Source organism: Pseudomonas sp. (assembly GCF_049300855.1).
GTDB lineage: Bacteria > Pseudomonadota > Gammaproteobacteria > Pseudomonadales > Pseudomonadaceae > Aquipseudomonas.
Genome location: NZ_JBAQKH010000039.1, coordinates 98346 through 122406 on the forward strand (window position 1 = coordinate 98346; position 24061 = coordinate 122406).

The 24061-nt window shown below is 62.0% G+C and carries 22 protein-coding genes; 13 read left to right on the forward strand and 9 right to left on the reverse strand.

The annotated features are described in order from the left end of the window. The first annotated feature begins 82 nt into the window (after positions 1-82). Positions 83-2122 (forward strand): FAD-dependent oxidoreductase, encoded by a 2040-nt coding sequence (locus WA225_RS20865; protein ID WP_422609399.1) that lies wholly within the window; start codon positions 83-85, stop codon positions 2120-2122. Positions 2123-2308: 186 nt separating this feature from the next. Further along, entirely contained in the window at positions 2309-3235 is a 927-nt protein-coding gene (locus WA225_RS20870; RefSeq protein WP_422609400.1) for a 1-aminocyclopropane-1-carboxylate deaminase/D-cysteine desulfhydrase, read from the forward strand. A 3-nt stretch (positions 3236-3238) separates the two neighbouring features. Here the strand turns inward: WA225_RS20870 and WA225_RS20875 are convergent, their stop codons facing one another. The 3 genes from WA225_RS20875 to WA225_RS20885 all read right to left on the reverse strand — a co-directional run bounded on the left by WA225_RS20875 (position 3239) and on the right by WA225_RS20885 (position 6059). Next, positions 3239-3787, reverse strand: a complete 549-nt coding sequence (locus WA225_RS20875) for a cytochrome b (RefSeq protein ID WP_422609401.1) — start codon at positions 3785-3787, stop codon at positions 3239-3241. 190 nt (positions 3788-3977) lie between these two features. After that, positions 3978-4805, reverse strand: a complete 828-nt coding sequence (gene phnX / locus WA225_RS20880) for a phosphonoacetaldehyde hydrolase (protein ID WP_422609402.1) — start codon at positions 4803-4805, stop codon at positions 3978-3980. 144 nt (positions 4806-4949) lie between these two features. Continuing rightward, positions 4950-6059 carry a 2-aminoethylphosphonate--pyruvate transaminase gene (locus tag WA225_RS20885; protein WP_422609403.1) on the reverse strand — a complete coding sequence of 370 codons (1110 nt, stop codon included), beginning with the start codon at positions 6057-6059 and terminating at the stop codon, positions 4950-4952. A gap of 113 nt (positions 6060-6172) precedes the next feature. Between WA225_RS20885 and WA225_RS20890 the strand changes: the two genes are divergently transcribed. Continuing rightward, entirely contained in the window at positions 6173-7033 is an 861-nt protein-coding gene (locus tag WA225_RS20890) for a LysR substrate-binding domain-containing protein (RefSeq protein ID WP_422609404.1), read from the forward strand. Between the two features lie 105 nt (positions 7034-7138). Here WA225_RS20890 and WA225_RS20895 read toward each other — a convergent pair whose 3' ends face one another. Then, positions 7139-8011, reverse strand: coding sequence for a LysR family transcriptional regulator (locus WA225_RS20895; RefSeq protein ID WP_422609405.1), 873 nt, complete (start codon positions 8009-8011; stop codon positions 7139-7141). 281 nt (positions 8012-8292) lie between these two features. On the opposite strand from WA225_RS20895, the gene WA225_RS20900 reads away from it, so the two are divergent. Together WA225_RS20900 and WA225_RS20905 are read left to right on the forward strand one after the other, a co-directional pair. Then, positions 8293-9618 carry an MFS transporter gene (locus tag WA225_RS20900; protein ID WP_422609406.1) on the forward strand — a complete coding sequence of 442 codons (1326 nt, stop codon included), beginning with the start codon at positions 8293-8295 and terminating at the stop codon, positions 9616-9618. Between the two features lie 72 nt (positions 9619-9690). Then, positions 9691-11082, forward strand: a complete 1392-nt coding sequence (locus WA225_RS20905; protein WP_422609407.1) for an FAD-dependent oxidoreductase — start codon at positions 9691-9693, stop codon at positions 11080-11082. A 43-nt stretch (positions 11083-11125) separates the two neighbouring features. Here the strand turns inward: WA225_RS20905 and WA225_RS20910 are convergent, their stop codons facing one another. After that, positions 11126-12517 carry a type VI secretion system Vgr family protein gene (locus tag WA225_RS20910; RefSeq protein ID WP_422609408.1) on the reverse strand — a complete coding sequence of 464 codons (1392 nt, stop codon included), beginning with the start codon at positions 12515-12517 and terminating at the stop codon, positions 11126-11128. 220 nt (positions 12518-12737) lie between these two features. Between WA225_RS20910 and WA225_RS20915 the strand changes: the two genes are divergently transcribed. Continuing rightward, positions 12738-13442 carry a YebC/PmpR family DNA-binding transcriptional regulator gene (locus WA225_RS20915; RefSeq protein WP_064117732.1) on the forward strand — a complete coding sequence of 235 codons (705 nt, stop codon included), beginning with the start codon at positions 12738-12740 and terminating at the stop codon, positions 13440-13442. A 61-nt stretch (positions 13443-13503) separates the two neighbouring features. On the opposite strand, the gene WA225_RS20920 is transcribed toward WA225_RS20915, so the two are convergent. Continuing rightward, positions 13504-14817, reverse strand: a complete 1314-nt coding sequence (locus tag WA225_RS20920; protein ID WP_422609409.1) for a leucine-rich repeat-containing protein kinase family protein — start codon at positions 14815-14817, stop codon at positions 13504-13506. An 82-nt stretch (positions 14818-14899) separates the two neighbouring features. Beyond that, positions 14900-16012, reverse strand: coding sequence for a cell division protein ZapE (gene zapE / locus WA225_RS20925; RefSeq protein WP_422609411.1), 1113 nt, complete (start codon positions 16010-16012; stop codon positions 14900-14902). 305 nt (positions 16013-16317) lie between these two features. Here zapE and WA225_RS20930 point away from each other — a divergent pair, with 305 nt between their 5' ends. From WA225_RS20930 to WA225_RS20960, 7 genes are all read left to right on the forward strand, one after another. Continuing rightward, positions 16318-16821, forward strand: a complete 504-nt coding sequence (locus WA225_RS20930; RefSeq protein WP_422609434.1) for a spore coat U domain-containing protein — start codon at positions 16318-16320, stop codon at positions 16819-16821. A gap of 104 nt (positions 16822-16925) precedes the next feature. Then, positions 16926-17459 carry a spore coat U domain-containing protein gene (locus tag WA225_RS20935; RefSeq protein WP_422609412.1) on the forward strand — a complete coding sequence of 178 codons (534 nt, stop codon included), beginning with the start codon at positions 16926-16928 and terminating at the stop codon, positions 17457-17459. 20 nt (positions 17460-17479) lie between these two features. Continuing rightward, positions 17480-18016 (forward strand): spore coat U domain-containing protein, encoded by a 537-nt coding sequence (locus WA225_RS20940; RefSeq protein WP_422609413.1) that lies wholly within the window; start codon positions 17480-17482, stop codon positions 18014-18016. Positions 18017-18020: 4 nt separating this feature from the next. After that, positions 18021-18521: a spore coat U domain-containing protein gene (locus WA225_RS20945; RefSeq protein ID WP_422609415.1), complete on the forward strand. Its 501-nt coding sequence runs from the start codon at positions 18021-18023 to the stop codon at positions 18519-18521. Between the two features lie 34 nt (positions 18522-18555). After that, complete coding sequence (locus tag WA225_RS20950; RefSeq protein WP_422609416.1) at positions 18556-19344, forward strand: molecular chaperone; 789 nt, start codon at positions 18556-18558, stop codon at positions 19342-19344. A 97-nt stretch (positions 19345-19441) separates the two neighbouring features. After that, a complete protein-coding gene (locus WA225_RS20955) occupies positions 19442-21799 on the forward strand; it encodes a fimbria/pilus outer membrane usher protein (RefSeq protein ID WP_422609417.1) in 2358 nt (785 codons plus the stop codon). Beyond that, positions 21796-22767: a spore coat U domain-containing protein gene (locus WA225_RS20960; protein WP_422609418.1), complete on the forward strand. Its 972-nt coding sequence runs from the start codon at positions 21796-21798 to the stop codon at positions 22765-22767. The genes WA225_RS20955 and WA225_RS20960 overlap by 4 nt, the downstream gene beginning before the upstream one ends. Before the next feature lie 28 nt (positions 22768-22795). Here the strand turns inward: WA225_RS20960 and WA225_RS20965 are convergent, their stop codons facing one another. Further along, positions 22796-23551 (reverse strand): anti-sigma factor family protein, encoded by a 756-nt coding sequence (locus WA225_RS20965; protein WP_422609419.1) that lies wholly within the window; start codon positions 23549-23551, stop codon positions 22796-22798. After that, on the reverse strand, positions 23548-24054 hold the full coding sequence (locus WA225_RS20970) for an RNA polymerase sigma factor (RefSeq protein WP_150652287.1): 507 nt from the start codon (positions 24052-24054) through the stop codon (positions 23548-23550). The genes WA225_RS20965 and WA225_RS20970 overlap by 4 nt, the downstream gene beginning before the upstream one ends. Between the last annotated feature and the right edge of the window lie 7 nt (positions 24055-24061).

The following is a 24061-nucleotide window of genomic DNA, read 5'->3' on the forward strand; positions in this document are numbered from 1 at the left end:
GACTCTTAGTCTGTGCCACATGACTGACGGGGGACGCAGAGCTCCCGCACTTTTTCCGTGATCGCTCGTTGTGGAGTTACCGATGACCGCCGCTCATTACCCGCACCTGTTGGCCCCGCTGGACCTGGGATTCACCACGCTGCGCAACCGCACCCTGATGGGCTCGATGCACACCGGCCTTGAAGAAAAACCGGGTGGCTTCGAGCGCATGGCGGCGTATTTCGCCGAGCGTGCGCGCGGCGGCGTTGGCTTGATGGTCACCGGCGGCATTGGCCCGAACGACGAGGGCGGGGTTTATTCTGGTGCGGCCAAGCTGACCACCGAAGAAGAAGCGCTCAAGCACCGCATCGTCACCCGCGCAGTGCACGAGGCGGGCGGCAAGATCTGCATGCAGATTCTCCACGCCGGGCGTTATGCCTACAGCCCGAAGCAGGTGGCACCGAGCGCGATTCAGGCGCCGATCAACCCGTTCAAACCCAAAGAGCTGGACGAGGAAGGCATCGAGAAGCAGATCAGCGACTTCGTCACCTGCTCGGTACTGGCGCAGACCGCCGAGTATGACGGCGTCGAGATCATGGGCTCGGAAGGTTATTTCATTAACCAGTTCCTCGCCGCGCACACCAACCACCGCACTGACCGTTGGGGCGGCAGCTACGAAAACCGCATGCGCCTGCCGGTGGAAATCGTTCGTCGCGTTCGCGAAGCGGTCGGCCCGAACTTCATCATTATTTTCCGTCTGTCGATGCTCGATCTGGTCGAGGGCGGCAGCACCTGGGACGAGATCGTCACCCTGGCCAAAGCCATCGAGCAGGCCGGCGCGACCATCATCAACACCGGTATCGGCTGGCACGAAGCGCGCATTCCGACCATCGCCACCAAAGTGCCGCGTGCGGCATTCAGCAAGGTCACGGCCAAGCTGCGTGGCTCGGTGAGCATTCCGCTGATCACCACCAACCGCATCAACACCCCGGAAATCGCCGAGCAGATTCTTGCCGAAGGCGATGCCGACATGGTCTCGATGGCGCGGCCATTCCTCGCCGATCCGGATTTCGTCAACAAGGCTGCCGAAGGTCGCGCCGACGAAATCAACACCTGCATCGGTTGCAACCAGGCCTGCCTCGATCACACCTTCGGCGGCAAGCTGACCAGTTGCCTGGTCAACCCGCGTGCCTGCCACGAGACCGAGCTCAACTACTTGCCGGTGCAGCAGATCAAAAAAATCGCTGTGGTTGGCGCCGGCCCTGCCGGATTGTCTGCCGCGACTGTGGCTGCCGAGCGTGGGCATCAGGTGACGTTGTTCGATTCGGCCAGCGAAATCGGTGGCCAGTTCAACATCGCCAAGCGCGTGCCGGGCAAGGAAGAGTTTTTCGAAACCCTGCGTTACTTCAAACGCAAACTGCAGACCACAAACGTCGAGGTGTGCCTGAACACCCGCGTCGACGTGGCGAAACTGGTGGAGGGCGGTTACGACGAAATCATCCTCGCCACCGGCATTGCGCCGCGCGTGCCGGCGATTCCGGGCGTCGACAACGCCAAGGTGCTGAGCTACATCGATGTGATTCTTGAGCGCAAACCGGTTGGCAAGCGCGTCGCGGTGATCGGTGCCGGCGGTATCGGTTTCGACGTCTCGGAATTCCTTGTTCACGAAGGCGTGGCCACCAGTCAGGATCGCGCCGCGTTCTGGAAAGAGTGGGGCATCGATACGAAGCTGGAAGCACGCGGTGGCGTCGCCGGGATCAAAGCGGCGCCGCATGCTCCGGCGCGCGAAGTGTTCCTGTTGCAGCGCAAGAAAACCAAGGTCGGCGACGGTCTGGGTAAAACCACTGGCTGGATTCATCGGACCGGTTTGAAGAACAAGCAGGTGCAGATGCTCAACAGCGTCGAATACCTGAGCATCGATGACCAGGGCCTGCACATCCGCATCGGTGAAACCGGCGAGCCGCAAGTGCTGGCGGTGGACAACATCGTGATTTGCGCAGGGCAGGATCCGCTGCGTGAGCTGCATGACGGTCTGGTTGAAGCGGGGCAGAACGTGCACCTGATCGGCGGTGCGGATGTCGCGGCCGAACTGGATGCCAAGCGTGCGATCAATCAGGGTTCGCGCCTCGCCGCTGAGCTCTAAGCTCCACCGCTTAACTTGCTCGCGAAGGCGGGGTGTCAGTCGACATATGTATTGGCTGACACTCCGCTTTCGCGAGCAAGCTCGCTCCCACAGGATTTGTGCACACCGCGAACCTTATGAGTCTGCTCGCGATGGCGGCTTGTGAGCGACTAGAATGCCGGCTCTGTCCAGATCGAATCGCCGCCCATGCTTTTGCCTCCCTCCGATTGGCTACCCCAAGCCCCTCTCGAACACCTTCATCTGGACTGGCTGACAGCCGCCGGCATTGAAGTCGCCATTCTGCGCCTCGACCAGATCGACGCGCTGATCAGCGGCAACAAATGGTTCAAACTCATCGAACACCTCAAAGCGGCAGACCGCGCAGGGGCCGAAGGCATCATCAGTCTCGGTGGTGCGCATTCCAATCATCTGCACGCATTGGCGGCGGCCGGTCAACGGCTGGGGTTCAAAACCGTGGGGCTGCTGCGCGGGCATGCACAGGAAACGCCGACAGTGCAGGATCTGCAGGCGTTCGGCATGCAATTGCATTGGTTGGGTTACGGTGGCTATCGCGCGCGGAATAAACCAGGCTTTTGGGAACCTTGGCACGCGCAGTATCCGCAGCTGTATGCGGTGCCCGAGGGCGGTGGCGGATTGACGGGGGCGCTAGGTTGCTCGGCCATCCAACAGCAGGCGCAAGCCCGATTGCCCACGCTGGGCTGGAGTGATTATCACGCGTGGTGGCTGGCCTGTGGCACCGGCACGACATTGGCGGGACTGGTGCTGGCCGAAGCAGGGGCCCACCCGGTCTATGGCGCGCTGGCTGTGCCGGACGATCACGGTGTGGCGCCGCAAGTCGAGTCGATCCTGCACGCCGCAGGGCACGGCAACGGGAGTTATGAACTGCAAGACGCCAGCCGTGGCGGCTTTGCCAGGGTTGATCCGGCGTTGCTTGCGTTCATCAAACAGACCGAGCAGGCCACCGGCATTCCTCTGGAGCCGCTGTACACCGGCAAGGCGTTGCTGGCGCTCAAACAGCAGGTCGAGGCGGGCAGGTTCACCACCGGCACGCGGCTGATCTTCATTCACACCGGTGGCTTGCAGGGCCGGCGCGGTTTTATCGCCAGCCCCTGAGCGTCAGCCGCGCTTGGGCATCATCCGCAACAGCGTGTTATCGCCCACCACATAATGGTGATAGATCCCCGCCAGCGCATGCAGGCCGATCAGCCAGTAGCCGATCGTGCCGATCAGCACGTGCCAGTGCTCGACCTGCTTGGCGAAGTCTTTGTTTTCCGCGACCAACAGCGGCAGATCAAAACCATAGAACATCACCTGATGCCCTTCGGCGCTGGTGATCAGCCAGCCGAGGATCGGCATGCTGATCATGAACAGGTACAACGCCCAGTGCATCAGCCGCGCCAGTACGGTTTGCCATTGCGGCGAGGCGGGGAAGATCTTCGGTGCCGGGCCGAGGCTGCGCGCCAGCAGGCGAAACCAGACCAGCACAAACACAGTCAGGCCGAGCATGTAATGCACTTCGCGGATCAGCGTGCGGCCGCCGCTGCCTTTGGGGAAGAGGCCGCGCAATTCCATGCTGGCGTACACCAGCACCAACAACACCAGCATCAGCCAGTGCAGCAGGACCGACACGGTGCTGTAACGTGATTCGGAACTTGTCCACGGCATACGGTGTTTCCTCACAGGTCAGGGTCAAAACCTGCCGTTCTTGTGCGACGGCATGCTTTAACTGTAATCCGCTTTGGCGGATTTGCCTGAGGCTGATCGGACTTTCAATGCTCTGAATCAGGGCTTTGCCAATAAAAAAACGCCAGTGTCACGAAGACCCTGGCGTTTTTGTTGGCTACGAGCAGCAGAATCAGCTCGACTGCGGCATCTCACCGTTGGCCAGACGCTTGTTGATGTCGGCAATCACTTGCGGCAAATCGCTGATGGTGTCGATCATGTAATGCGGGCGCGAGCTTTCGAACAGTGCGTGAATGCGCTTGCGCTCGCTGGCCAGTTCATCGCTGCCCAGCGCACGGAAACCGGCGTAATCCAGACCCAGCGCGTTACCCGAGCAGATCAGCGCGACCGTCCACATGCCGGCGCGGCGACCTTCGAGAATGCCCGGCACGGTGTCGTCGATCTTCACGCACGCCGCGACATCGTCGATGCCCAGCGCGATCACGTTGGCCAAGGCCTGAGCCGGCCACGGACGGCCGTTCGGCACTTCGTCGGTGGCGACCACGTGATCGGCGACGTAGCCGTTGGTGGCCGCCAGCGCGACGACTTTGTCCATTACTTGCTTCGGATAGCCGGAGCAGGAGCCGATCTTGATCCCTTGCTCGCGCAGGTTGGCAATGGTCTCCAGTGCGCCGGGAATCAGCGCCGAGTGCTCGGCGATCTTCTCGATCTGCAGTGGCATGAAGCGGTTGTAGATCGCCGTCACGTCGTCATCGGTCGGCGTGCGGCCGAACGCCTTGCGATAACGCTCGGCCACCTGCGGCTGATCGCAGAGGGTGCGGATGTGGTCCCACTTGCCCATGCCCATCGGGCCACGGGCTTCTTCGATGGAGACTTGCACGTCGAATTCGGCGAAGGCTTCGACAAAGATTTGCGTTGGTGCGAACGAGCCGAAATCGACCACGGTGCCGGCCCAGTCGAGGATGGCGGCTTGCAGCTTGCTTGGGTTTACGTAGTTCATGGCAATCAATTCCTGAGTTGGCGATGCAATTCAAACTGTGGGAGCGAGCTTGCTCGCGAATGCGGTCTGACAGTCACCATTGATGTCGCCTGAGACGACGCATTCGCGAGCAAGCTCGCTCCCACAGGGGATTAAGGGTGGGTTTTAGATTTCTAGGACTTCCATCTCGCGCAGCACTTCGCCGATCGCTGCGACGGCCTGGCGCATTTCGCCCGGGCTGACGTGACCGATGCAACCCACGCGGAAGGTCTCGACTTGGGTCAATTTGCCCGGGTACAGGATGTAACCCTTGGCCTTCACGCGTTCGTAGAAATCCTTGAACTGGTAACGCGGATCCTGCGGCGCATGGAACGTGGCGATGATCGGCGCCTGAATCGCCGCCGGCAGGAAACTGCGCACACCGAGCTTGCTCATCTCCTCCATTAACGCCTGGCAGTTGGCGGCGTAGCGCGCATGCCGTGCCGGCAGGCCACCTTCTTCGTTGTATTGCAGCAGGGCTTCGTGCAGCGCCGCGACGACGTGGGTCGGCGGGGTAAAGCGCCATTGCCCGGTTTTCTGCATATAAGCGTGCTGATCGAACAGGTCCATCGCCAGCGAGTGCGAGTTGCCGGCCGCTGCGGCCAATGACTCTTTGCGCGCGAAGACAAAACCCATCCCCGGTACGCCTTCCAGGCATTTACCGGAGGCGGCGATCAGTGCGTCGAACGGCACTTTCTGTGCGTCCACCGGCAATGCGCCGAACGAACTCATTGCATCGATGATCAGGCGTTTGCCGTGTTGCTCAACGACCTGGGCAATCTCCGGCAGTGGATTGAGAATCCCGGTGCTGGTTTCGCAATGAATCAGCGCAACGTGAGTGATATCGCTGTCGGCGCGCAGCAGACGATCGACGTCGGCGGCGGTGGTCGGTTCGTCTTCGGCGGTTTCGAAAGTGCTGAACGAGCGGCCAAGCACTTCGCAGATCTTCGCCAGACGCTTGCCGTAGGCACCGTTAATCAGCACCAGTACTTTGCCGTCACGCGGCACCAAAGTGCCGATGGCGGCTTCGACGGCGAAGGTGCCGCTGCCCTGCAACGGCACGCAGTGGTGAGTCGCGGCGCCGTTGAGGATCGCCAGCAATTGTTCGCAAAGGCTGGCGGTCAGTTGGTTGAAGCGGTCATCCCATGACCCCCAGTCGACCATCATCGCCTGTCGGGTGCGGACCGAAGTGGTCAACGGGCCGGGAGTGAGCAGGATGGGTTCGGCGATACTCATTCGTGTGTCCTCGCGATTGCGCTGTGGGATGAAGCTACGGGGCATACGTTGCAATTCGCCGTTGCATCAATCAAATTGTTTGTTGTTATGCCAGCCATCAGTGAGAGTTATTCATGAACCTGTTCCACTTGCGCGCGTTCGACGCCGTGGCCCGCGAAGGCAGCTTCACCCGTGCTGCCGCGCGGTTGTTCATCAGTCAGCCTGCGGTCACCGGGCACATCAAGGCGCTGGAGGAGCACTACCAGATCACCTTGTTGCGGCGCACCGCACGACGGGTGGAATTGACCAAGGAGGGCATCAAACTGGCAGCGATCACCCGGGCGATGTTCGGGCTGGCGGAAGAGGCGCAGACCCTGCTCGAAGCCAACCGACAGTTGCTGACCGGGCGGCTCGAAGTGGCGGCCGACGGGCCGCACATGGTCATGCCGATGCTGGCCAGCCTGCGCGCGCGTTACCCGGGGATCACCGTGAATCTGCGGTTGGGCAATGCCCAGGAAACCCTCGCGGCGTTGTTATCGGAACACGCGGATGTGGCGGTGTTGACCGAAGTCGAACCGCGCAAGGGCCTGCATCTGCAAGCCTTGAGCGAATCGCGGATTTGCGCGTTGGTGCCGGCGGGGCATCCCTGGGCGATGCGCGGCGGTGAAGTGAAACTCAAGGAACTGGATCAGGTGATCATGGTGTTGCGCGAGCCGAGTTCGATCACCCGCCGCACGTTTGATCAGGCCTGCGCGCAGGCGTCGATCCAGCCGCGGGTGTTGCTGGAACTCGATAGCCGCGAGGCGGTGACCGAAGCGGTAGCCGCCGAGTTGGGCGTTGGCGTGGTGTCGTCGGTGGAGGTCAGCCATGACCCGCGCGTGGTGGCGATTCCGATTGTCGGAGAAGGGCTGGTTAATCGGCACATGATCGGCTGCATGGAGCGGCGGCGGGAGTTGCGCTTGATTCAGGCGTTCTTCGGTCTTGCGCCAGCCTGATACAGCGAGTCGCCCCAATCGCTGGCAAGCCAGCTCCCACAGGGGATTTGTATGCACCGCAAGTCCTTGTGGGAGCTGGCTTGCCAGCGATGGGGCCGGTATTGCCTACACAAGACTCTCGCGAACCATATCGAGAAAGGTCGCCACCACCCGTCGATTGCTTTGCTCACGCAAACACACCAGCGTCTCCGTCAGCCGCCGCGTGCAATCAACAATCGGCAGTGCGCACACCCGCGAATCCGCGCCAAACTCCGCCGCCGACACTACGCCGACACCAATCCCGACCACCACCGCCTCACGCGCCGCTTCCCGGCCCTCGACCTGAATCGCCGGACGAATGCGAAAACCGGCGCGGGCCATTTCCTCTTCCAGGGTCTGCCGGGTCACCGAACCGTGTTCACGCAACACCAAGGGCGTGTCATCCAGATCCGCCAGGCAGATCGATTCACGCTCGGCCCACGGATGATTGCGCGACACGAACGCCACCATCGGATCATTGCGCAGCGGCACACAGAGCAAACGCTCATCACTGACGTCACGCCCGAGCAACGCCAGATCGGCCTGATAGTTGAACAGGCGAAACAGCGACTCATCGGTGTTGCCGGTCTCGATCTTCACGCTGATCCCCGGATAGCGCTCGCAGAACCGCGCGATCTGCGGCAGCACATGCACCGGTGCATCCACTGCCAGAATCAGGCTGCCGGTCTGCAGCGCCTTAGATTCCTGCAACAACTCTTGGGCTTCGGCTTCAATGACAAACAGGCGCTGGGTGATCGCCAGCAAGCGCTCACCCAGGTCGGTCAGGCGCACGGAACGTTTATTGCGGTGAAACAGCAACACGCCGAAGCGTTCTTCGAGTTTGCGCACTTGGTCGGATATCGCCGGTTGCGTCAGAAAAAGACGCTCGGCGGCTTTGGTAAAGCTTCCATGCACGGCCACGGCGTGGAAGGCTTTGAGTTGGGCGTGGGAAACCGACATGAAGTCACCTGATCGTTAAGTCAGTAACAAGCTGAGCTTATGTGTGAAATACGATAAATCGATTTTATTTATTAAACAGTAATTGCTTTGATCGGCTCACGCCATCGCTGACTGTCCGCTCGGGCAGCACGGTGGCCATGAGCCTGTGCGTGCAACAACAGGACTCATCTGACCGCTAGCGCCACAGGGACGGGGTGCCAGCGCAGTGCTCAACAATAAAAACACAGGCGTTTTTCTTAACGATTCTGCCGGCACACTCACACCCTGAGGTCAGAACCACCATGAACAAGCACATCGGCACCATTGCGCGTTGGCGCGTGCAGATCTTCGCTGTCACCTGGCTCGCGTACGCCGCTTTCTACTTCACCCGTAAAGCTTTTTCGGTGGCCAAACTGGGCATCGCCGAAGACCCGACCTTCATGCTCGACAAGATGGCCATGGCCAACCTCGATGCGATCTATCTGGCCGCTTACGCCATTGGCCAGTTCACCTGGGGCATGCTCGCCGACCGCTTTGGCCCACGGGTCGTGGTGCTCGGCGGGTTGCTGATTTCCGCCGCCGCAGCGCTGGTGATGGGCAGTTACGCCACGTTGCCGATCTTCGCCACCTGCATGCTGATACAGGGGTTGGCGCAGTCCACCGGATGGTCGGGGTTGTGCAAGAACCTCGGCAGCTTCTTCCCCGCGCAGCAGCGCGGGCGGGTACTCGGCTTATGGAGTTCCTGCTATGCGTTTGGTGGTTTGGTCGCTTCGCCGTTCGCTGGCTGGTGGGCGTATACGCTGATCGGCAGTTGGCATGCGGCGTTTATTTCCAGTGCGGCGGTGGTCGCCGTGGTGGCGGTGCTGTTCTTTATCTTCCAGCGCAACAAACCGGAGGATGTCGGCTTGCCGGCGGTGGAGCCGGAGCCGGAACTCAGCGCCGAGGAAATCGAAGCCAACAGCAAACTCAGCGTTTGGGAACCGTTGAAGGAAATCCTGCGCAACCGCACGGTGCTGGTGCTGGGCCTCGCGTATTTCCTGTTGAAACCGGCGCGTTACGCGATTCTGTTGTGGGGCCCGGTGATTGTCTTTGAACAGATGCCCAGTGTCGGCAAGGTCGGCGCGGCAATCATCCCGACGTCGTTCGAACTGGCCGGCCTGCTCGGGCCGATCATGATCGGCCTGGCTTCGGACAAGTTGTTCGGCGCCCGACGCATGCCAGCCTGCGTGATCAGTTTGCTGGCGCTGACCGTGACCCTGGCGCTGTTCATGGGCGCGTTGCACACCGGCAGTGTCTTGTTGGTGGTCGCGTTGCTGTTCGTCATGGGCCTGACCCTGTACGGCCCGGATTCGATGATCAGCGGCGCTGCCGCCATCGATTTCGGCAAAGCCAAGGCCGGTGCCACCGCTGCCGGATTCGTCAACGGCTGCGGCTCGGTCGGCGCGGTGCTCGGTGGCTTGCTGCCGGGTTACTTCGACTCGGTGACGGTGTTTATCGTGTTTGCCGGCTGCGCGCTGTTCTCGGCGCTGGTATTGATTCCGCACTGGAACAGTCGCCCGGTCGGGGTGATGGAGCCGCGTGCCGCCATTCCCAATTGCCGTTTGACCATCAAACCGCTGCGTTCCTGAAACCCTGTGCCTCGCGGCCTGCTGCGGCGCTCGCGGCAGGCTGTGGCGTGGCCAATTGATTGGAGAAACCCCATGAGACCGTTTTGGCTGGAGCAGGCCTTGCTGGCCGACACGTCTGAAACCTGCCCGCCGTTGCAGGGCGAAGTGCGCACAGACGTGTGCATCGTTGGCGGCGGATACACCGGGTTGTGGACGGCGATCATGCTCAAGCAACAGAACCCCGAACTCGATGTGTTGCTGATCGAGGCGGACATCTGCGGCGCGGGTGCCAGCGGGCGCAACGGTGGTTGTGCGCTGTCGTGGTCTGCCAAGTATTTCACCCTCGAGCGCTTGTTCGGTGTCGAAGAAGCCGTGCGACTGGTCAAGGAATCCGAGCGCAGCATTCACGCCATCGGTGAGTTCTGCGAGCAGTATGGCGTCGATGCCGACTACCGCCTCGACGGCACGCTGTACACCGCCACCAATCGCGCGCAAGTCGGTTCGACCGACGCGGTGATCGCGGCGCTGGAACGCAATGGCATCAATTCATTTACTCAACGCCCGCTGGCCGATGTGCAGCGTATGGCCGGTTCCGCCAAACATCTGGAAGGCTGGTTCTCGCCAGCGGCGGCCAGTGTACAACCGGGCAAACTGGTGCGCGGATTGCGCCGGGTGGCGTTGCAGCTAGGCGTGAAAATTCATGAAAACACCGCGATGACCGGGCTGGAGGAGGGCCGTCCGGCGCGCCTTCAGACGCCGAACGGCAATGTCGTCGCCGACCGCGTGGTACTGGCGATGAACGCATGGATGGCCCGGGCTTTCCCGCAGTTCGAGCGCAGCGTGGCGATTGTTTCCAGCGACATGTTGATCACCGAACCGCGTCCGCAGTTGTTGCAGGAGATCGGTTTGACCAGCGGCGTCACTGTGCTCGATTCGCGGATTTTCGTGCACTACTACCACAACACCCCGGACGGCCGGATCATGCTCGGCAAGGGCGGCAACACCTTTGCTTATGGCGGGCGGATGTTGCCGGTGTTCGATCAGCCATCGCCGTATGCCGGGTTGCTCCAGCGCAGCCTTGCGGATTTCTTCCCGGCATTCGCCGACGTCAAAATCGACGCGACCTGGAACGGCCCGTCGGATCGCTCGGTCACCGGGCTGCCGTTCTTCGGCCAGATGAGCAACAGCGGCAATGTGTTTTACGGCTTCGGTTACTCCGGCAGCGGCGTCGGCCCGTGCCACATGGGCGGGCAGATTCTTGCCGCGCTGGTGCAAGGCCTCGATAATCCGTGGACCCGTTCACCGTTGGTCAACGGGCCGTTGGGCTACTTTCCGCCAGAGCCCATCCGCTACCTCGGCTCGTTGATGGTGCGCAACGCCATCCGCCGCAAGGAACGCGCCGAAGATCACGGGCGCCGGCCACGGCATCTGGACGTGCGCCTGGCAAAATTCGCCGCGGCGGCGGGCAAGGCCGACAAAGGCTGATCCTGCGCAGAGCCCGGTGGCCGCGAAATCCCGAAGCCAAAGCTCATGGCGCGTTGAGTAACCAGTCGAGCAGCAAGCTGTCATCGTGCGTGCACGGGGCTTCTCTTGCGGCGGGTTTGCTTGAGTAACCGAGGCAGAGGATGGGCCGGTCAGGATCGCTGTCGAGAAAACTGACCCACACCTCACTGCCGGCACAGGGCAGGTCGTCGACACTGAGGCGGCCATTGATTTGGCTCATGGCGATCGGCAGCCACAGCGTGGCAGTGTCGTCGGGTGGCTCCGTCGCGGCGGGCCATAGCGTGACGGCGACGCGACCTTGCTCATCGAGTCGCGGCGCTTGCCCCGGCGCGCCCTGCACGCGCGCCACATGGTAGCCGGCGATGTTCGGACGCGCTTGCCTGAGCGGTGGGCGATAGTCGGTCGACCACGGTTGCGCGGTGAAATCGTTGGCGTAACGGTGCACCGTCGGACTGGGGTCGAGTATCGACGGATGTTGACCGTTGTGCCGCAGTTCGGTGATCAGCCATTGCTCGTTGAAATGGCTGAGCGGATGTTCGAGCACCTGCAGCAAATGGCCGCTGAGTAAACCCACGCAGTCGCTGCGACCATGGATCGAGCGGTGCTGACAGCGTTGGCGCTCCAGATGACGGCGGCTGCGCTGCTCGGCATGACGTTGGGCCAGTGACGGCGTTGAAGACCGCGGCTGAGCAGAGGTCTGGTTGGCGGCCGCTTCCATCGCCACCGGCTGGCTGCGGTTGCGGATCGCCGGCAGCCCGACGATTGGCGCACTGTGGTGATGTTGATACAGCGTGCTGACACACGGCGACGAGGTCTGCCCATCGGCCTCGAACGGCACCAGCACCGGTGTTTGCGGCAGGCTCAGGCTGTCGTCGGCAAAGACCACGACATGCCCATCCGGGCGGTGTTCGAAATGGTAGTGAATGCCTTCTTCTTCGCACAGACGATGCAGCAAGGCCAGATCGCTTTCCTCGTACTGAATGCAAAACGGCCGCAGCGGGTAATGCCCCACCGTCATCTCGATCCGGTAGGCGTCGCTCGGCAGCGCATGGTCTTCGAGCAATTGCTGAAGGATCTGCGGCACGCTCATCTGCACGAAGACTCGACGTTTGTCGGGCTCTGCCAATCTGCGCAGGTGCGGCACCACGATCAGTCGATAGCCGATCCGGTGGGTGCCGCGATGTTCGCAACTGGCGCTGTGGATCAGGCCGTGCACCCCGTGATCATCGTTGAGGCGCAGAAACACCGGTTGCTGCAAAAACGTTCTGGGCGGCATGGCCGGGGCCAGACCGATCAATTCGATATCGAAACGGTAGGGCTGGTTGAGTGCTTCCTCGCCACTGAAGCGCAATACCGGTAGGCATAATCCGCTGTCGGTGAGGGTCAGGGTAAAAGGACTTTCCTTGTCATTGAGCATTCGCACAGGCTCTGTCGGGAATACGGGGTTCAGAGGGTACGAAACCGCAGCGCCAAATGGTCATGTCAAAGGGGTTTTTCAGAATTGCCCTACAAGCTCTGGTGAAGATGTCGATTCCACATTGGATTTTTTTGGTCGATTGCCGACTTTAGGCCGTATAAACTTGGCGGCACGCGTCGGCCAATAGATGTCTCGGCGCCACAGATCAAGAGAGTGAGTAATGGGCGCACAGTGGAAGGTTAAACACAAAGAAGCGGCAGCCAACGCCAAGGGCAAAATCTTCGGCAAACTGGTGAAAGAAATCACCATCGCTGCCCGCAACGGTGCCGATACCACCACCAACGCACACCTGCGTCTGGTGGTCGAACAGGCCAAGAAAGCCTCGATGCCAAAGGAAACCCTGGACCGCGCGATCAAGAAAGGCGCAGGCCTGCTGGGTGAGACCGTGCAGTACCATCGCGTGACCTACGAAGGGTTCGCCCCGCACCAGGTGCCGCTGATCGTCGAGTGCGTGACCGACAACATCAACCGCACCGTGGCGGAAATCCGCGTGGCATTCCGCAAGGGCCAACTCGGCGCTTCCGGTTCGGTTGCATGGGACTTCAACCACGTCGGCATGATCGAAGCCTCGCCGGACACCCCGGACGCCGATCCGGAAATGGCCGCGATCGAAGCCGGTGCCCAGGATTTCGAAGCCGGTGAAGACGGCGCGACGCTGTTCCTGACCGATCCGAGTGACCTCGACGCGGTACAGAAAGCCCTGCCGGAACAAGGCTTCACCGTGCTGTCGGCCAAGCTTGGCTACCAGCCGAAAAACCCGGTCAGCGGTCTCAGCGATGAGCAGATGGCTGAGGTTGAAGCGTTCCTCGAAGGCCTCGACAACCACGATGACGTGCAGGACATGTTTGTCGGTCTGGCGGGCTGATCGACTGCTCAATTGACCTGTGGCGAGGGCGCTTGCTCCCTCGCCACAGCGTGTGTCGCGGTCACCGCTTTGCCAGTACCTCAATCACCTCACTGAACCCCGGTCGTGCCAGCACATCGGCCTGGCAGCAACGTCGCTCGAGATCCTCCAGCACCCCACGCCGCTCCGCGCTCAACCCCGAGTCGATACGCGCCAGCAATTCCCCCAGCAAAATCCCGAACGCTCGCACCTCGATACGTTGCAACGCGCGGGTTTCCAGGGTGTCGCGGGTGGCATGGAACGACGCCGCCCCGAAATCCCCCAACAAGCACTCGCCTTGGTCATTCAACAGAATGTTGTGCCCGTACAGATCACCGTGGGTGATACCTTGCTGGTGCAGGTGTGCTGCCGCCGACGCAATGCCATGGGCAATGCGCAGCGCCACCTCGGCGGTAAACCGGCGGTCTTCGGCATAAACATCGCGCGAGCAGGACGCCAGGCTCGGCAATCCGGCCAGGTTGGCAAAGCTTGGGTCGATGAGCTGCATCACTAGCCCTTGCTGTGCGTCGGGATGGCCGCTGATACGACCTTCAACGCGAATCAGGTTCGGGTGCAGGCCCGCGGTGATACAGGCGTTCATTTCATGCAGGGGCGAGCCGTCGCTGGTCATCTCGCCTTTGTACAGTTTCACCGCCACCGGTTGCTGCGAACCGTCGCGGCACTGCCAGAGCGCGCGGGAAATCACGCCCGAAGCGCCTTCGCCCAATTGTTGTTGCAGACGCAATGCCGACCAATCGATCAGCGGTGTCGCTTCAAGCGCCGTGGCGGGGGCTTCGGTTTCCAGCGGATTGCCGGCGTAGGCCAGCCAGGTCAGGCTTGGCAGTGTCAGCAGCCATTGCGGCAATTCGTTCAGTTGGTTGGCGGCGATGCGGATCAGTTCCAGACGCTGGCAATGGCTCAGCGAGGACGGCAGCGTGCGCAGGCGATTGCCGGCCAGCATGAGTTTTTGCAGATAAGGGCGCTCGCCCAGTTCAGCCGGCAGGGTTTCGATGCGGTTGTCGGTCAGGATCAGCCAGCGCAGCTGCGGTGGCAGGGCGGCAGCGGGCACATCGACGATGGCGTTGGCCTTGAAGCCGATCATGCTCAGCGCGGCGCACTGGCCCAGGCAGGCTGGCAGTGTGGTGAAGCGGTTGTCCGAGCAAAACAGCACACGCAGGCGCGTCAGCCGATGCAAGTCATCCGGCAGGTGGTTCAACGCATTGCCGCTGAGGTTGAGGATCTCGAGCGTATCGGCCAGCGCGAAAATCTCCGGGGGAAATTCGGTCAGGCCGCAAGACAAGTCCAGTCGGGTGATGCCCGACAACTCGCCGGCGCGTAATTGAGCAAGGGTATGCATGTAGGGATTCGCAATAATGAGGGTCGCTGAGAATGGGCGACATGATAACGGCAGATGCCGACGCGCGTGCAGGCGCAGGGAATTACTGCAACTGACCGAGTCGGCTGCGGGTGCGGGCCAGATCGATGACGTTGCCGGCCAGGCTTTCGTGCAGCGGCAGTCTGCCGAGCAGGGTCAGGTGTTTGTCCTGGTCGTAGAGCACGTCGATCAAATTGATAAAGCGTTGTTGCGCGGCAATCGAACACTCCGCCAACAGCGGCAGATCATCGATGATCCAGTGATCGAAACGTCGGCACAGTTCCAGATAATCCATCACCGCCGTCGGTTGTTCGCACAAATCGTCGAAGCTGAAACCGACGCGGCGGCCCTCGCACAACCGTGCGCGAAACTGCCGGGTGCCCACGGTTAACGACAGCGCCGGCGCATTCTGTGGCGGCAGGTCGAGGGTGTGCCGCTGAGCGGGCGTTGCCGGCCACACGTAATGCCCCTGCGTGAACAGTTGATGCGCATGGCGACGTGCCTGGCTGCGGTAATCATGCGGGCCGCCGACCTCCATGACCTGCATACGCGCGTTGATCAACTCGATCACCGGCTTGAACCGGGCGTGATAAAGCGGGTTGGGCAGCAGGCCTTCGGGCGCGTAGTTGGACGTGACCAAGAGCACAATTTCGCGCTCGAACAAGGCCTTGAACAACCGCGTGATGAGCATCGCATCGCCGATGTCATGCACGTGAAACTCGTCGAAACACAGGACCCGGCAGTCCTCCAGCAACTCATCCAGGGTGACGGCGAGGGCGTCGTCCTGCTCGCGGTGCCTGAACATGCCCTGATGCAGTTGCGCGAAGAATTGATGAAAGTGCAGGCGCCGTTTTTGTGTGATCGGCAGCGCCTGAAAGAAACCGTCGAGCAGCCAGCTCTTGCCGCGCCCGACCGCGCCATACAAGTACAGGCTTGGCGGTGTTTGTGCCGGCGTGGCGAACAACAGGCTGGCTTGCTGCGCCATGCACTCGATCACCTGCTGCTGACTGTGGCTGAGGGTGTAACCCTGGCCGTGCGCCTTGAGACGAAAATAATCGCGGATCGACTGGGCGCTGGCTTCTGACCCCGAAGGCGCCGGCAAGCCGCTGCCGAACCAGCGGCGTAACGCCGGCCAGCGTTGGGTCAGACGCGATCGTGTGGACGGTCGGGCGGGCAATCCGGGATGACTCCGTGTTCGTCGAGCCGGCGTCAGTGCGCACGGCGGCAATAGTCTAATCAAATGCTCAATCGCGGATCCAGCGGGGTGAGCGAAAGTGGGCGGTCATTGAACAATATTGTGCGGGCGGTACAGCATTTTTCAGCGGCATCATCCGGCGTGTTGCCAACCTTTCGTAACATATCGCGGGCGTTACATGGATCCAATCGACTGGCGGAATCGTCGACCGTTGCTAACCTGAAACACAGTAACGACAGCGCGAGCGATCGCTGACAAGGAAGAGCGCGGTGAATCTACGTGGGGTCATGGGCTTGCTGGGGGTGCTGGCTGCATCGGTTGACGCGGCGGATCTGCAGGTTGAAGTGCGCGTTGATGTGCAGCGTGGTTGCCAGTTGGTCGGCCAGCAACGCGAGGCCGGCATCGAGCAATTGGGTGTACTCGACTTCGGCAGCACCGCGCGGCTCGATGATCCTGCCGGGCCGCTGTCGGCGGCACTGACCCAACAACGCCTGCCGCGGCTGGAATGCAACCCGGACACGCCGTATCAATTGCGCGTCGACGGTGGTTTGCACGGCGGGGTCGGAGAGGTTCGCTACATGGCCGGGTCCGCAGGCGGCAAGCCGATTCCGTACCGGCTGTTTCAGGACGCGGCGCGGCGCATACCGCTGGTGGTCAATGAACCCGTCAGCGGGCGGGTACCGGACAGCGGCACGGTGGAGTTGCCGTTGTACGCGCGGATCGAACGGCTGGCTGAAGTACCGCGAGTCAGCCGCTATTCCGATCTGGTCAAGGTGACGGTCACCTGGTGAGCAAGGTTCAAAAGGGCAAACCAAGGGACAGGGTTTGCGCAGGGAAGGGCGCTCGATGATGAGCGCGGTGGTCAAGTCAACCTGAAGGAGTCGGGACGGGCGCAATGACAGGCAAACACTGGATGGTCGTGGCAGCCGGGACGCTGGCGTTACTCGCTGACGACGCACAAGCGGCGGTCAGCGGGCAGATTCATGCACGGCTGATCCTGATCGCCGGCTGCGAAGTGACCAACACCACGGATCCCGCCAGCCCGGTCAGTAACCTCGGCAGCCTCGATTTCGGCCTTCAGGGACCGACGTGGAATGCGCCCATCAAGGCGAGCCTTGATGGCGACAGCAACGGCAAACTCAACGTTGCCTGCAACCCTTCGGTCACCGGGTTTACCGTCACCATCGACGGTGGCACCCACGGTGACGGCAATACCCGGCGCCTGAGCAATGGCCGCCAGACCATCCCCTATCAACTATTCGTCGATCCCTCCGGCGCCCGGAGTTACAGCATCGGCCAGCAACACAATTTCGCTGTCACCAGCGGTGCGCAGATACCGATTCCGGTGTTTGGCTCGGTGGTGGCGAATACCCGCGCGGTTCCGGCAGGTGTCTATACCGACACGCTGACGGTGACGCTCGACTGGTAACCCCGTAGAGGACGGACACCATGCGTAGGATTGCTTCAACAATAGGTATGTCGATGCTCGGCCTGGCGCTGGTTTCCAGTGCCAACGCGGCCACCACGGTCACCGGCCAGATCACCTCCAGCCTGATTCTGATCAGCAGTTGCCAGGTCAACGGTGCCGGCGGTTCCACCGGGTTGAACTTCGGTGCATTGAACTTCGGCACCGCCAACAGCCTGTTCACCACGGCGACCGGGCAAGTGTTGGGCGGTGGCGGCGGGGCGCTGTCGATTCTCTGCTCCAGCGGCACCACGCCGACGGTCAAGGTGCGCGCCGGTGCGCATGACGGTATGTCACCGGGCGGCACGCGGGCGCTGTACGACGGCGTCGCCAATTACGTGCCGTACGACCTGTACACCGATGCCGGGCATTCGCAGCTATTGGCGATCGACGGCACGATCAACCTCGCCGCCAGTACCGGCGTGGCGCAGACGGTGAACATCTACGGTCAGGCCGTGGGCAAGGCCGGTTTGCCGGCCGGGACGTACACCGACACGGTCGCCGTAGAACTGACGTTCTGATGCCATGTGCCGCCAGGGCGGTATTGCGCTGCTCCTGCTCTGTGCGGGCAGTGCGCCGCTGCCGCTGACGGCCGCAACCAGTCAGAGCTTTCAGGTCAGTGCCACCGTGACGGCGGGGTGTCTGGTGGTGGGCGGGGTGTCGAACTATGGCGGGCTGAATTTCGGTTCGCGTTCGGCGCTGGCCACCGGCACCGTGCAAGTCGCGCTGACCGGCGGGGTGCAGTTGCAATGCACGCCCGGGGTGACGCTGAACATGAGCGTCGATGGCGGCCAATACAACAGCAGCGGTCGGCACATGCAACTCAACAGCGGCAGCGCGCGGGTGGCGTATGCGCTGTTTCGCGACGCGGCGTACAGCCAGAGTCTGGGCATCGGCCAGAGTGTGGCGGTGGCCTACAGCGATGCGAACAACATCAGCCTGCCGATTTACGGTCAGGTGCAATTGCCGGGCAATCAGCCTGGGGGGACGTACAGCGACGTGTTGCAGGTGCAACTGTCGTGGTGAGGCGAAGTCAGGATTGCCGACAAGGAGCAGGTCTATGCGGTGTTACACGTCACGGCGTTCGCTCGGGGTTTGCGCGGTAGCGGCGTTGCTTTTGCTGGGGATGAGTCAGGTACAGGCGGCCAGTTCGGTATTGATCTGGCCGATCGATCCGGTGCTGGAAGCCGATCAGCAGGCCAGTGCCCTGTGGCTGGAAAACCGTGGCAACGAGACGGCCAACCTGCAGATTCGCGTGTTCGGCTGGAGCCAGAGTGGCTTCCAGGAGCAGTACCAGAATCAGCGCGAGGTGATCGGCAGCCCGCCGGTGGCGAAAATCGAGCCGGGGCAGAAGCAACTGGTGCGCCTGACCCGAACCAAAGAGGTGCCCCCGGGGCAGGAACTGGCCTACCGGATCATCATCGATGAAATCCCTTCCGCTCAACCCAGCACTGCCGAGGGCGGCAAGACCGCCGCGGCCATTCGCTTCCAGATGCGCTATTCGGTGCCGTTGTTTGCTTACGGCGCCGGGCTGTGGAGCAAGGAAGACAGCACCCGCCCGCGTGATCCCAAGGGCATCGGCCTGCCGCAATTGAGCTGGCGCACGGTGGCGGTGGACGGCCGGCCCTATGTCGAAGTACGCAATCAGGGCGCGGTGCATGCGCGGCTCACGGATGTGGCGCTCAAACAGGGTGGGCAGAGCACACCATTGGCTGAAGGCCTGCTTGGCTACGTGCTGCCCGGCGCGGTGATGCGCTGGCCGGCACCGGGGCCGTTGGCGGCTGAATCGGCGTTACAGCTACGGGTCAACGGCGCGCAGCAGGTGCAGAGCATCACCCCGGCACGCTAGCCGGGCCGCGAGGTGCGAAGCGAGGCGACTCAGATCATGCTGATTCGGCCAGGGATGTATCAGGAGGATTCAGTCCATTGACGGACGTAAAACGTGTATGAGCCCGGGATGGGCTCGACGTCTTCAGCGTCCGTTGTGGCTCATGACCGGCGCGTGTTGCCTGGTGTTCGTTCAACCATCGGGGGCCGGCGAATTGCCGCCGCCACCCAGCGGCATGGAGGCCGTCAGTGATGCTCAGTTGTTTCTCGAACTGGTGGTCAACCAGATGAATACCGGGCGGGTGGTGGCGGTGCAACAACGTGGCGCACGCTTGTTCCTGCCCGTCACGGTGTTGCGTGAAACCGGGATGAAACTGCCTGAAAACGTGGCGGATGAAGTTGATCTCGACGCTTTGCCGGGGCTGCACAGCGAGTACGACAGTGTCGGCCAGCGCTTGCTGCTGGACGTGCCGCCGGACTGGCTGCCGGATCAATTCATCGGCAATCGCCAGGCTTACCCGCGCACCCCGGCGCTGAGCAGTTTCGGCGCATTGCTCAACTACGATCTGTACCTGAATGACACCGACGATGCCGGCACTTACCTGGCAGCCTGGAACGAAGTGCGGCTGTTCGACAGTTGGGGCACGCTGTCCAACACCGGGCAATACCGGCGCACCTTGTCGGGGGATTCGCTCAGCACGCTGAACAACGGCTACCTGCGTTACGACACCACCTGGCGTTACTCTGATGACGAGCGAATGCTCACTTACGAGGCCGGTGACGTGGTCAGCGGCGCCTTGCCATGGAGCAACTCGGTGCGTTTGGGCGGGGTGCAGTTTTCCCGGGACTTTGCGGTACGCCCGGATCTGGTGACGTACCCGTTGCCGCAATTCGCTGGCGAAGCCGCAGTGCCGTCCTCCGTGGATCTGTTTATCAACGGCTACAAATCCAGCAGTGCCGATTTGCAGCCGGGGCCCTACACCCTGACCAACATTCCGTTCATCAACGGCGCCGGGGAGGCGGTGGTGGTGACCACCGATGCGCTCGGTCGGCAGGTGTCGACCACCGTGCCGTTCTATGTCACCAGCAGCCTGTTGCAAAAGGGCTTGAGCGATTTCTCGGTGGCCGCCGGTACCTTGCGCCGCGACTACGCACTGAAAGACTTCAACTACGGGCCGGGCGTGACTTCGGGCAGCCTGCGTTATGGCGTCAGCGACAGCTTCACCCTCGAAAGCCATGCCGAAGCCGCCGAGTCGCTGACCCTCGGCGGCCTCGGGGGCAACCTGCGTTTGGGCAATTTCGGCGTGCTCAACAGTGCTGTCAGCCAAAGTCGCTTCGATGGCGCGGGTGGCCAGCAACTGAGCCTCGGTTATCAGTACAGCAACCAGCGTTTCAGCTTTTCTTACCAGCGCCTGCAACGTCACGAGCAATACGCCGATCTGACCGTGGTCGACAGCCCTTATATCAGCCTCAGCCGGCGCAGCGAACAGGCGACCCTCAGCCTCAATCTCGACCGCTGGGGCAGCCTCGGCGCCGGTTATTTCGATGTGCGCGCGGCAGACGATTCACGCACGCGCCTGCTCAACCTGAGCTGGAGCAAACCGCTGTGGCGCAACAGCAGTTTCTACCTCTCGGCCAACCGTGAAATCGGCGACAGCAACTGGGCCGTGCAGGCGCAACTGGTGATTCCGATCGATCTGCGTGGCAGTCTGGCGATCAGCAGCGATCGCAGTAAAACCGGCCAGAACCAACAGCGCGTCAACTACAGCCGTGCGGTGCCGACCGAGGGCGGTGTGGGCTTCAATCTGGGTTACGCCCAGGGTGATGGCGCCGATTATCGTCAGGCCGACGTGACCTGGCGCCTGCAATCGGTGCAGTTGCAGGCGGGCGTCTATGGCACCTCCGACGCTGAAACCCGTTGGGCGGATGCCAGTGGTTCGCTGGTGTGGATGGACCGTCAGGTGTTCGCCGCCAATCGCATCGATGACGCCTTTGTAGTGGTCAGCACCGATGGTTTTGCCGACATTCCGGTGCGTTATGAAAACCAGCAGGTCGGCCAGACCGACAAGAACGGCCATTTGCTGGTGCCGTGGAGCAGCGCTTATTACCGCGGCAAGTATGAAATCGATCCGTTGAACCTGCCGGCCAACGTGCGCAGTCCCAACGTCGAACAGCGCATCGCCGTGCGCCGTGGCAGCGGTTACTTGCTGGAATTTCCGCTGAGCCGGGTGATTGCCGCGAGCATCGTCCTGGTCGATGCGCAACAGCGCGAGCTGCCGCTGGGCGCGGGTGTGCTGCATGAGCAGAGCGGGGCGCGGACGGTGGTCGGTTGGGACGGGCTGGTCTATCTGGAAAACCTGCAGGCGCACAATTCGCTGCAGGTGACATTGGCCGACGGCAAGACCTGTCAGGCGCAGTTCAGTGTCGATATGAATCAGGATCAGGTGCCATTGATTGGCCCGTTGGTGTGCCAGTGATCAGTGCACGCTGGTGGCTATGCCTGGCACTCCTGCTGCCGGGCCTGGCGCAGGCGGCATGTTCGGTGGTCGCAACCACACCGGCGGCATTCGGCACGCTCAGTTCGATTGCCGTGCGCACGACGTCCCAACCCAGTTCCACACTGAATGCCGGGCTGAGCTGCACCGGCTCACTGCTGTCCTTGCTGACCAGCAATGACCACTTCTGGGGCACCGTTTCTTCGACTCAGGGAGGATTGGTCGGGCCGACCGGCGACGTGATCAGTTACACGGTCTACGCCAATAACAGCACCAGTTATCCGCTGACTCGCGGCACGGCTTATGACTTTGCGCGCAACGGCATCATCGATGCCTTGGGGCTGCTCAACGGTACGACGCCGAAAACGGTGCCGCTCTATCTCGGTACGACCATTGGCAGCAACGTCGCCGCCGGGGTGTACACCGAGACCCTGAGCATTTTCTGGAACTGGAATTACTGCTCGGGCATCGGCATCGGCGCCATCTGCCTCGGACGCGATATCGCCAATGGCACGACGTCGTTGACGGTCAACCTGACCGTGTCCAATGACTGCACGATTACCGCGCCGAACATTGCCTTTGGCAGCGCGCCGGTGATCAGTGCCTTCACGCCGGTGACCGGGCAGACCATCAATCTGGCGTGCACCAAGGGCAGTGCCTACACCGTGGGCCTGAGCGACGGACAGAACCCGGTCAGTGCGGGCGGGCGGCGCCGGATGATTTCCGGGAGCAATTATCTGGCCTACGACATTTTCAAAAGTGCCGGCAGCACTCGCTGGGGCAGTGTCGGGGCGGCGAGGCGGGCGAGTACCGATGCCGAAGTCAATCCCGGCAACGGGCTGGGCACGGGGAGCCAGATCTTCAATTACAACGCGAAAATCTACACCGACCAGACCACGCCGCCGGCGGGCACTTATCTGGACAATGTGGTGCTGGATGTAGGTTTCTGAGCCTGACGCTCGCACATTTGAATGATCTTCAGAATTGCAGCGATTGCTTGAGCTGTTGCGCCGCCGGCGTATCAACCGGGCTGACCATCGCATAGTTGTAGCCGCCGCCTGACCAGTACTCCGCCTGCAAATCCCCGTCGCTGCGGACACCGCGCGGCAAAAAGGTGTTCTTCGGCCCCGGCGGGCGCACATAGAAACTCACTTTGTGCCCGCTATTGTCCTCGTACAGCACCATCGCCGCCGGGCCTTCATCGGTACTGAGCAGACGCCCGCTGACCGGTTCAAACCCGGCCGCCTTCAAATCCGGCAAACGACTTGCCCGAGTGAAGTAGCGATCGAGCCAGCGTTGCATGTCGCCGTCACTGTCGACCTTGTAATCGGCTGGCAGCATGCCTTGCTGGGCAATCAACCGATAAGCCTGCAGCGCGTCGGTCATTGGCAACATCGACGGGCGCACCAGGGTCATCTCGCGCGCCTGCCAGCCACTGAACCCGCCGACGCTGACGGCGATCAGCAATACCGCCGCGCTGGCCAGATGCCGACGTGCCTGGCGCTGACGGCGCTGGCGAATCACCATCGGGTCGAGGGCCGGATTGGCTGGCTGCTGCAATGCACCGCCCAGCGCTGCGCGCAGTTGTTGAGCGTCCTGCTGCCAGGCGCGAACCTGCGCCGCTTGATCCGGGTGACTGGCCAGCCAGGTCTCCAGCACACGCCGGTCGGCGTCGCTGAGCTGGTGGTCGACGTAAGCGTGCAAATCACGCTCATTGGGAGGCAGGCTGATCATTTGAGTATCCGTAAAGAAGGGCTGCTGATTTCGCCGTCGCTGAGTTGGCGCAAGGCCTGGCGGGCGCGGGACAGGCGCGACATCACGGTGCCGATCGGGGCGTCGAGAATCTCGGCGACCTCTTTATAGGAAAGGCCTTCCACCGAGACCATCAGCAGCAAGGCGCGCTGTTCAGTCGGCAGGCGATCGAAGGCTTGCAGAGTCGATTGGGCGATCACCGTGCGCTCGACCGAAGGCTCGGCATCATCACGGCCGGTAAAAAATTCGAGCATGCGTGCATAGCGCCGGGAGCGGCGATGCGCGTCGAGAAACTGCCGATAGAGGATCGCAAACAGCCAGGCACGCAAGTCGCCGTCGGCGCGTTTATCGCCCCAACTCGACAGTGCCCGCTCCAGGCTGGCCTGCACCAGATCGTCGGCGCTGCTGCTGTTGCGCGTCAACGACACGGCAAAGCGGCGCAATCTGGGAATGATTTCTCTCAACTGTTCGTCGAATTCGCTCATGAAATTC